Source organism: Nocardioides sp. (assembly GCF_034670285.1).
Classification (GTDB): domain Bacteria; phylum Actinomycetota; class Actinomycetes; order Propionibacteriales; family Nocardioidaceae; genus Nocardioides.
On record NZ_JAXMNS010000106.1, the window covers coordinates 1 to 9744 of the forward strand.

Sequence of the window (9744 nt, forward strand, 5' to 3'; positions counted from 1 at the left end):
CCACCTCGGCCAACGCAACAACCCCACCGACGGCACCGTCGACGTCACCGGCACCCTCGCCGTCGAGGACGCCCTCGACCTGGAGGCCGCCGTCAAGCAAGGCGCCGAGACGCTGGGCGACCTCGGGTGCGAGGAGTCGCTCGGTGCGCGGCGCTCGATGGCCGTGGGCGAGATGGCACGCACCCAGCTGACCCTCGACCTCGACACCGGGACCTCCGGCGACAGTGGTGGGCGTGGCGTCGTGATCTACGCCCACATCGATGCCGACAGCCCCCACGTGAGCCTCGACAACATCGGCGGCGGAGACGTGCTGATCGAGCTGCTCAAGGCCTGGTGCCAAACCGCCGGCACGTCGGTGACCATCAAGCCCGTCTTCGACCTCAACCAAGAAATCTCCACGCAGGCGTACGTGCCGACGGCCAAGCTCGTGGAACAAGTGCGCCTGCGCGACCAGTGCTGCGTCTTCCCCCAGTGCACCCGCAGAGCCGCCCATTGCGACCTCGACCACCGGGTGCCGTTCAACAAGAACAACCCCGGGTCCGGTGGCCCGACATCCACTTCGAACCTCTCGCTGCTCTGCAGGAAGCACCACCGAGCCAAGACCTTCAGCGCTTGGGCCTACGACAGCCCCCAGCCCGGGGTCTACGACTGGACCAGCCCCTCAGGCGCCAGGTTCAGGGTCACCCGAGGCCGCCGCCACGGGCGGATTCCAGTCACCACCCCGCTGGACGACCCACCCGAGCCCTGAACACCCCGCCCCCACACCCCGCCCACTCGGGCGGGGCCACTTGCACGTCGGTAGTCGGCTACGGCTCCCGGGGCTCGCTGTTGGGCAGCCCGACCGTGTCCTGCAGGGCGTCCTCGGGGTCGGTCGGAACGTTGCCCACCAGGGTCTCGACCGGGCCCAGACGACGGCCGCAATCGGCCTCCCGCCCGGGGTCGCAGGGCTGGAAGCGGGTGACTCCGCCGAAGTTGCCGGTCCACACCGTCCCGCCGGGGCCGATGGTGGTGGCGGCATAGAAGCTGTTGTTCATCGGGAACGCGGTGGTCTCCACGGTGAGCTCGACGTCGCCGCTGTCCCAGTCCAGCCCCTCGAGGGTCCAGACACCGTCGCGTGATCCGATTCCGTAGATGAGCCCGGTCGCGGAGCTCATGGTCGGAATGCCGTTCGGGATGGCTACGTCCGGGTTCGACCAGGCCACGTTGCAGGTCTTCGTCCGCGGGTCCCAGTCGAACCGCTCGATCCCGCGAGGCTCGTTCCCTGGTAGCCCGGAGAGCAGCTGCGAGTACGGCGCCAGCTGCGGCGGCAGCTGCCCCAGCACGGGATCTGCCTTCATCAGGTTGTTGACCACCACGGCGCTGTTGCCGCGCACCAGCACCGACTGCTCCGACAGCGACTGCTCGGCAGACGTGTCCCCGAAGGTCACCGGGATCTCGCAGGCGATTCGACGGTCGGCGCCCGGGTGAAGCCTTTTCCAACCGGCGGGGATCTTGTCGCGCCACATCAGGACCAGGTGCATCAGATCTTGGCCGTCAGTGACGACCACGAATCGGTCGTCGCGCGCCTCGGTACCCATCAGGGTCGGTGTCGAGCCGGACCCTGCGCCGAGACGACCTCCACCCGAGCCGCCCGCGCCCTCGTACACCGAGCGCCACCGGGTCGACAACCGCTTGCCGTTCCAGTTGATGCGATACATCGCGTGGCTGGTGACGACATAGATGCCACCCTTCTCGTCGGCGGCGATCGAGTTCGAGACGGTCTCGACCTCACCGTTACGGCCGCCGGCGCAGTCCTTGCCGTTGATGGAGAGCGTGCGCAGGTGCTTGTTGTTCATGCGACCCGGTCGCCGGGGCACCACACCGACCACACCGTTCTCGGTGGCAAACGCAAGGTGCCCGTCGTAGGTCATGGTGAGACCGACGAGTTGGTCGTCGCCGCACAAGGCGCGCGCGGGAAGGTCGAATCGACGCAGCAGCGCGATGCTCGACAATCGTCGCCTCGGCACCAAGTCGCCGTAGACCTCCAGCGAGGTCGCCTGCCCGACGTGGAGGCGGTTGTCGGCGTCGACGAGGTTGTAGGCCCCTGACACCGAGTTCGCGCCGGGCCCTGCACCCTCCTCCACCTGAGGGATGTACTTGTCGATGACCGTGACTGTCTTCGGGTCGATCTTGAGGATCTCCCCTGTGAAGCCGACCGTCGAGGCCCAGATGACTCGTCCGCCTCGGGGGTACTTCGGCGAGGACGACAGCACCACTGGCGCAGACGCGAAGCCGTCATGGTCGACGTTGATCCGGCTGGCAGGGCCGGTCGGCCCAGGGAACGGCGATGACGCCTGGGCGTAGGAGTTCCGGTGGTTGCCGGCCCAGGGCGAGGCCGCCAGATGCCGGTTGCAGCGAGGTTCGGTGCCCTTGGCCCCGGTGGGAATCCTGCAGGCTGTCTGCTTGCGCCTGGTCGACGTCTCGGGTGAGGAGGGGGCGGTCGATCCAGCCGAGAGCTGGACCACCCCAGGGGTCCCTGCCGAGGGGGGCGAACCCTGAGCTGCGGCCGCTAGGGCCAGGACGGTGGCAAGGGCTGGCAGCAGGACTCGCGCAGGCACGTCGAGCTCCTTCGGGTAGGTCCGGACTCGTGTGATCCGTCAACGACCTGCTCTCGCACGGGTTACGTGCTCGCGTGCCCCGCCCCCAGCCTCCGCACTGGTCAGGCCTTGGCCACCTGGATCGTCGCGGTCTCGCCGTCGGCGAGGGCAGCCGTCGTCCCGTCGCCGGCGTCACCCGCCTCGACCACCAGGTACGACGTCGCGAGGGTCTCGCTGGTGACGAGGTCCTCGTGGGTGCGGGCGGCGGCCTGCACGGCTGCTGAACCGCCCACCGTCAGCGAGATCCGGTCGGAGACGTCGAGGCCGGCGTCGCGGCGAGCCTGCTGGATCGCACGCACCAGGTCGCGGGCCAGGCCCTCGGACGCGAGGTCGTCGGTCACGGCGGTGTCGAGGACGACGAAGCCGCCGCTCGGCAGCACGCCGGTGACGGAGTCGGTGTCCTCGGAGCCGGCGACGGTCTCGAGGGTGTACTCCCCCTCGACCAGCGCGAGGCCGCCCGAGGTGACGGTGCCGTCCTCGGCCACCGACCAGTCGCCCGACTTCGAGCCCTTGATCGCGACCTGCACGTCCTTGCCGAGCCGCGGTCCGGCGGCGCGGGCGTTGACGGTGAGCTTCTGCTCGACGCCGTACGCCGCCGCCTCGTCGCTGTCGACCGACAGCAGGCGGACGTTCTTGACGTTGACCTCGTCGGCGACCAGCGCCTCGAGGCCCTCGTCGGACAGGGCACCGGGGTCGGTGACGACCACGGTCAGCGTCGACAGCGGCAGACGGTTGCGCAGGCCGGCGGCCTTGCGCAGCGCGGAGGCTGCCGAGCAGACCTCGCGCACCTGGTCCATCGCTGCGACGAGTCCGTCGTCGGCGGGCAGCTCGTCGGCAAGGGGCCAGTCGGCGAGGTGCACCGAGCGCTCGCCGGTCAGTCCGCGCCAGACCTCCTCGGTCGTCAGCGGCAGCAGCGGCGCCGTGGCCCGGCACAGCGTCTCGAGGACGACGTACAGCGTGTCGAAGGCGCCGGCGTCCTCGTCGAAGAACCGGTCGCGCGAGCGGCGGATGTACCAGTTGGACAGCACGTCGAGGAAGCTGCGCGTCACGTCGCAGGCGTCGGCGACGGCGTAGGCGTCCAGCGCCTCGGTCATCTGCTCGACGTACTGACGGCACTTGGCGAGCACGTAGCGGTCGAGCGCGTTGCTCGAGTCGCCCCGGCCCTCGGCGACGAGGCCCTCGCCGCCACCGGCGGCGTTCGCGTAGAGCTGGAAGAAGTACCAGCTGTTCCACAGCGGGATCATCACCTGGCGCACCGAGTCGCGGATGCCCTGCTCGGTGACGACGAGGTTGCCGCCACGCAGGATCGGGCTCGACATCAGGAACCAGCGCATCGCGTCGGCTCCGTCGCGGTCGAAGACCTCCGAGACGTCGGGGTAGTTGCGCAGCGACTTCGACATCTTGTTGCCGTCGGAGCCGAGGACGATGCCGTGGCTGATGCAGTTGGAGAAGGCGGGCTTGTCGAAGATCGCCGTGGCCAGGATGTGCAGCGTGTAGAACCAGCCGCGCGTCTGGCCGATGTACTCGACGATGAAGTCGGCCGGGAAGTGCCCCTTGGCGTCGGCGGTGCCGTCGAACCACTCGGCGTTCTCGAACGGGTAGTGCACCTGGGCGTAGCTCATCGAGCCCGAGTCGAACCACACGTCGAGGACGTCGGTGACGCGACGCATCGTCGACTGGCCCTCCTCCGGCGACCTGGGGTCGTCGGGGTTGGGGCGCGTGAGGTCGTCGACCCACGGGCGGTGCAGGTCGGTCTCGCCGTGCTTGTTGGTGGGCAGGCGACCGAAGTCGCGCTCGATCTCTTGATAAGACCCGTAGACGTCGAGGCGCGGGTAGGCCTCGTCGTCGGACTTCCACACCGGCACCGGGGAGCCCCAGAAGCGGTTGCGGGTGATCGACCAGTCGCGGGCGTTCTCCAGCCAGCGGCCGAACTGGCCGTCCTGGATGTGGTCGGGCACCCAGTTGATCTCCTGGTTGAGCTCGAGCATCCGCTGCTTGATCGCGGTCACCTCGACGAACCACGACGAGACGCCCTTGTAGATGAGGGGCTCGCGGCACCGCCAGCAGTGCGGGTAGGAGTGGTCGTAGGTCTCGCGGCGCAGCAGCACGGTGCCGGGGCTGACCGAACCGGTCTCGCCCTCGCCCTTCGTGGCGGCCTTGAGGTGGTCGATGACGTGCGGGTTGGCGTCGAAGACCAGCATGCCCTCGTAGTCGGCGACCGGGAACGTGAAGCGCCCGTCCTTGCCGACCGGCATGACGGCCTCGATGTTCTCGCGGTCGGTGACGATCTTGTCGTCCTCACCGAACGCACCGGCGGTGTGGACCATCCCGGTTCCGTCGGTGGTCGTCACGAACTCGGCCGCCACGACGCGGAAGGCGTTCTCGTGGCCGGCGTAGTAGGAGAACGGCGGGGTGTAGGTGAGGCCGACCAGGTCGGCGCCGGTGCCACGCCAGGTGACCTCGGGCTCCTCGCCCAGCTCACGGGCGTACGACGCCACGCGGGCCTCGGCGAGCACGTAGCGGGTGCCGTCGTGCTCGACGACGACGTAGTCGATCTCCTCGCCGACCATCACCGCGAGGTTGCTCGGCAGCGTCCACGGCGTCGTCGTCCAGACGAGCAGCTTGGCGCCCTGGAGCTCGCCGGGGGTGGTGACGTCGTAGCCCACGGTGACCGCGGGGTCCTGACGGTTCTGGTAGACGTCGTCATCCATGCGCAGCTCGTGGTTGGACAGCGGCGTCTCGTCGTTCCAGCAGTAGGGCAGCACGCGGAAGCCCTCGTAGACCAGGCCCTTGTCGTGCAGCTGCTTGAACGCCCACATGACCGACTCCATGTAGTCGGCGTTCATCGTGCGGTAGTCGTTGTCGAAGTCGACCCAGCGCGCCTGACGCGTCACGTAGTCGCGCCACTCGCCGGTGTACTTCATCACCGAGTCGCGGCAGGCGTCGTTGAACTTGTCGATGCCCATCTCGACGATCTCGTCGGTGGTCTTGATGCCGTTGAGGCGCATCGCCTCGAGCTCGGCGGGCAGCCCGTGGGTGTCCCAGCCGAAGCGGCGCTCGACGCGCTTGCCGCGCATCGTCTGGAAGCGCGGGATGAGGTCCTTGACGTAGCCGGTGAGCAGGTGGCCGTAGTGCGGCAGGCCGTTGGCGAACGGCGGTCCGTCGTAGAAGACGAACTCGTTCGAGCCATCAGTGCCGCCGTCACGAGCGTCGACACTGGCCTGGAACGTGCCGTCGGCCTCCCAGAACGCAAGGATCCGCTGCTCGATGTCGGGGAAGCGGGGGTTCGAGGGAACGGCCGTGCCGTCCGCGTTCTTCGGGTAGTTCATCAAGGGCTCCTGCGCTCGTCGGGTGCTTCACGACGAGGACGACCCAGACCTACGGACCGCGGTACCACCTCGATTGCCCGGCAGGCCGGACCACTCATTCACGGGCTGTGACGGGCCCCTCCGTCCGGTTCTACTGAGCCCCAGCGCATGCGGGCCGTTCTTCCGGAGACTCGCCGCTGATGACGGCTCGAACGTCTGTGGCCCTACGGTATCCCCACTCGTGAGGGTGCGACCAATCCCTTAAACCGTCTGGCTACCGTGGTGGCTCCGCCCCCTCGAACTTCAGGAGCCCCATGACCCGCACGATCCCGACCCGATCTGTCGGTGTCCTGTTCGCCCTCGCCCTCGCCGTGACCGCCGCCGGTTGCTCCGGGTCCGACGAGCCGGCCGCACCGACCGAGCAGGCGACCTCGGCGGCCTCACCGTCCCCCGAGACGCCGGTGGAGGAGACCGTGGAGAAGGTGGACCGGCCCCTGGTGACGGCTGCGGAGACGGCCCGGGCGCAGATCGACGGCGGCGTCGTCCTCGAGGTCCAGAGCGCAGGCGACGGCTGGCGCGTCGCCGTGATCGACCAGGACGGGGTCGAGTACGACGTCGTGCTCACCGCCGATGGCACGGGTGTGCTCATCGACCCCACGGAGGACGACGACGACTCCCAGGCCCGCACCGAGCAACGCGCCCTCGTGCGCGACATCGACGTGTCCTACGTGGACGCTCTCGTGGCCGCCCGCGACGCCGGCACGGAGGGCGACGTCGACACCGTGGTCCTCGACCAGGACGACGCCATCACCACCTGGAACATCACCGTCGCCGCCGGCACCCCCGACGAGCGCACGGTGATCGTCGATGCCGGCACCGGCGCAGTGGTGCGCGTCGACGAGGGTGACGGACGCACCGGGCAGTAGCCCCACGGTTCCGCCTAGGCTGGTCCACCGTGACGACACCTGCAGCCTCCGGCCACGCCCTGCTCACCCTCGACGCCGACGGCGCCGTGCTCGACGCCTGGTTCCCCGAGCCCGTGCTCGGCGTTTCACCGGCCGAGGCCCCCGCCGACCTCACCGCCCTGGCGACCCCGGACGACGTCCGCCGGGTCACCCGCGAGGTGCGACTGGTCGAGATCGCCGACCTCGCCGCTGCGCCGACCAGCACCGAGGAGGTCTGGCTGCGCCTGCACCTGCTCTCGCACCGGCTGGTCGCCCCGCACGGTCAGTCGATGGAGGGCGTCTTCGGTCTCCTCACCAACGTCGTGTGGACCTCCGCAGGCCCCTGCGCCGTCGCCGGCTTCGAGCTGACCCGCGCCCGCCTGCGCGCTGCAGGTCAGCACGTCACCGTCTTCGGCATCGACAAGTTCCCCCGCATGGTCGACTACGTCGTGCCGAGCGGCATCCGCATCGGTGACGCCGACCGCGTGCGCCTCGGCGCCCACCTCGCCGACGGCACGACCGTCATGCACGAGGGTTTCGTGAACTTCAACGCCGGCACCCTCGGCGCCTCGATGGTCGAGGGCCGGATCTCGGCCGGCGTCGTGGTCGGCGACGGCTCGGACGTCGGCGGTGGCGCCTCGATCATGGGCACGCTCTCGGGCGGCGGCAAGGAGACGATCTCGATCGGCGAGCGCTGCCTGCTCGGCGCCAACGCCGGCATCGGCATCTCGCTCGGCAACGACTGCGTCGTGGAGGCCGGCTGCTACGTCACCGCCGGCACCAAGGTCACCATCTCCGACCGCGACGGCAAGCCGAAGGTCATCAAGGCCGTCGAGCTCTCCGGGGCCGACCACGTGCTCTTCCGCCGCAACTCCGTGAGCGGCACCGTCGAGGCCGTACAGCGCGAGGGCAGCGGCGTCGCGCTCAACGAGGCCCTGCACGCCCAGTAGTCCACCTCACCCGTTGGGCAACCAGACGCCAGCCACACTTGAGCCATGGCCCGCTCCTCGACGAACCCTCCCCTGGGCCGGCGGCTCCTCGCGCCCCTCGCCCTGCTCGGAGCGGGCGCCCTGGTCGTCGGTGCCGTCGCCGTCGGGATGAACGACCTGCGGGTGCCTTTCGCGCCCGGCGAGCGGTGCACCGTCGAGGTCGACGGCCACGTGGTCGACCTCAACCTCGAGCAGGCCGAGCACGCCTCGACCATCGCGGCGATCGGCGTCCGACGGGGGCTCCCGGCCCGCGCAGTCTCCATCGCGCTCGCGACGGCCTACCAGGAGTCGAAGCTCGAGAACGTCGACTACGGCGACCGCGACTCCCTCGGCCTCTTCCAGCAGCGGCCCTCCCAGGGATGGGGCACCAAGGTCCAGGTGCAGGACCCCGTCTACGCGACCAACGCCTTCTACGACGGCCTGGTGAAGGTCGCCGGCTATCGCAACCTGCCCATCACCGAGGCGGCCCAGGCCGTGCAGCGCTCAGGCTTCCCCGACGCCTACGCCGACCACGAGCAGGACGCCCGGGCGCTGGCCTCTGCCCTCACCGGCAACTCCGAGGAGGCCTTCGCCTGCACCCTCGACGGCGACGTCGCCGCCGGCGATCCCGCGCTGCTCGACAGCGGACTCACTGCGCGCGCCGACGCCGTCCGCGACGACCTCGTCAACCGCTTCGGCGACCTCTCGCTCGGGGGTTTCGCCCCCGGCGGCGTCCGCGACGGCCACATGGAGGGCTCGACGCACTACGACGGTCGTGCCCTCGACATCTTCTACCGCCCCGTCAACGACGCCAACCAGCAGCGCGGCTGGGCGCTCGCGCAGTACGTCGTCGCCCAGGCCGACCGCCTCGGCGTGCAGACGGTCATCTTCGACGACCGCATCTGGCGTGCCGGGCGCGACGACTCCTGGCGCGACTACCGCGCCCCGACGGGCGGCGACCCGGTGATCCTCGAGCACCGCGACCACGTGCACGTCGACGTCTTCTCCTAGGGCGTGACGACGAACCCTCGGTCGGGCGCAGCCGTGCCGTCGCGCACGGCGGCGTAGAGGGCATCGAGCCCGCCGAGTCCGTCGGAGTGCTCGATCCGCAGCCAGCTCCGGCCGGCCTCCAGCGCACCGGAGAGGAACTCCTGCGTGCGGCGGTGGTACTCCTGCGGCCCCCACTCCTCGAGCCGCGCCGAGATCACGCTCGGGGCGAAGAACATCTCGCTGCGCTCGCGGATCAGGTCCTTGCCGCCGCCGGCGTCGTCCCAGTGCGTCAGGCCCACGTGGAGCGAGCGTCGCATCGCCTCGCCGAGGTGGCGGTGCAGTCGACCCAGCACGGCGCCGTTGCCCGACATGTCGACCAGCACGCTCGGTCGCACCGCGATGGTCTGCTCCACCTCGTCGTAGGTCACCACCTCGTCGTAGAGGTCGAGGCCCTCGACGAAGGCGCGGTTGCGCGCAGAGGTGACGCCGACGACGTGCGGTGAGTCGGCGTCCTGGCGCAGGGCATGCGCGACCCCGAGCGCGGTCTTGGACGACGCCGACACGACGACCACCTGCTCGGCGCCGTACCAGCCCTCGCCGCGCAGCTGCTCCCACAACGCCCACGCCGTGACGTGCAGCGGGTAGAGGAGCAGGCGCAGGTCGTCGTCGGCGCGGTCGTAGCCGACCTCGTCGAGCACGCGCACGTAGGAGTTGTAGGTGCTCGGCAGCGCCGCGCGGTGCGGTGCGGCGTCGCGGACCGGACGGCCCGGCGCGCCGACCGGCTGCAGGCGCAGGTGGGTCGCCGGCGGGAAGTAGCCGAAGAGCCGCTCGCCCTCGCGGAGGTCGCCGGCGCGCGCGGCGACGACGTCCCCGAAGCCCCACACGGGCATCAGGCCCC

The 9744-nt window shown here is 70.1% G+C and carries 6 protein-coding genes and 1 pseudogene; 4 read left to right on the top strand and 3 right to left on the bottom strand.

The annotated features are described in order from the left end of the window. Positions 1-748: pseudogene (locus VOI19_RS07300) on the top strand (HNH endonuclease signature motif containing protein); the annotation flags it as partial. A 58-nt stretch (positions 749-806) separates the two neighbouring features. Here VOI19_RS07300 and VOI19_RS07305 read toward each other — a convergent pair. Then, positions 807-2255, bottom strand: a complete 1449-nt coding sequence (locus VOI19_RS07305) for a hypothetical protein (RefSeq protein WP_323792301.1) — start codon at positions 2253-2255, stop codon at positions 807-809. 443 nt (positions 2256-2698) lie between these two features. Beyond that, complete coding sequence (gene ileS / locus VOI19_RS07310; protein ID WP_323792302.1) at positions 2699-5965, bottom strand: isoleucine--tRNA ligase; 3267 nt, start codon at positions 5963-5965, stop codon at positions 2699-2701. Between the two features lie 293 nt (positions 5966-6258). Between ileS and VOI19_RS07315 the strand changes: the two genes are divergently transcribed. The 3 genes from VOI19_RS07315 to VOI19_RS07325 are packed head-to-tail and all read left to right on the top strand — an operon-like array spanning position 6259 to position 8867. Further along, positions 6259-6870: a PepSY domain-containing protein gene (locus tag VOI19_RS07315; RefSeq protein WP_323792303.1), complete on the top strand. Its 612-nt coding sequence runs from the start codon at positions 6259-6261 to the stop codon at positions 6868-6870. 29 nt (positions 6871-6899) lie between these two features. Next, entirely contained in the window at positions 6900-7838 is a 939-nt protein-coding gene (gene dapD / locus VOI19_RS07320; RefSeq protein ID WP_323792304.1) for a 2,3,4,5-tetrahydropyridine-2,6-dicarboxylate N-succinyltransferase, read from the top strand. Positions 7839-7883: 45 nt separating this feature from the next. Beyond that, on the top strand, positions 7884-8867 hold the full coding sequence (locus tag VOI19_RS07325; RefSeq protein WP_323792305.1) for a hypothetical protein: 984 nt from the start codon (positions 7884-7886) through the stop codon (positions 8865-8867). On the opposite strand, the gene VOI19_RS07330 is transcribed toward VOI19_RS07325, so the two are convergent. Further along, positions 8864-9744 (bottom strand): DUF2855 family protein (locus VOI19_RS07330; protein ID WP_323792306.1); only part of this gene is annotated, 881 nt, incomplete at its 5' end. The genes VOI19_RS07325 and VOI19_RS07330 overlap by 4 nt on opposite strands.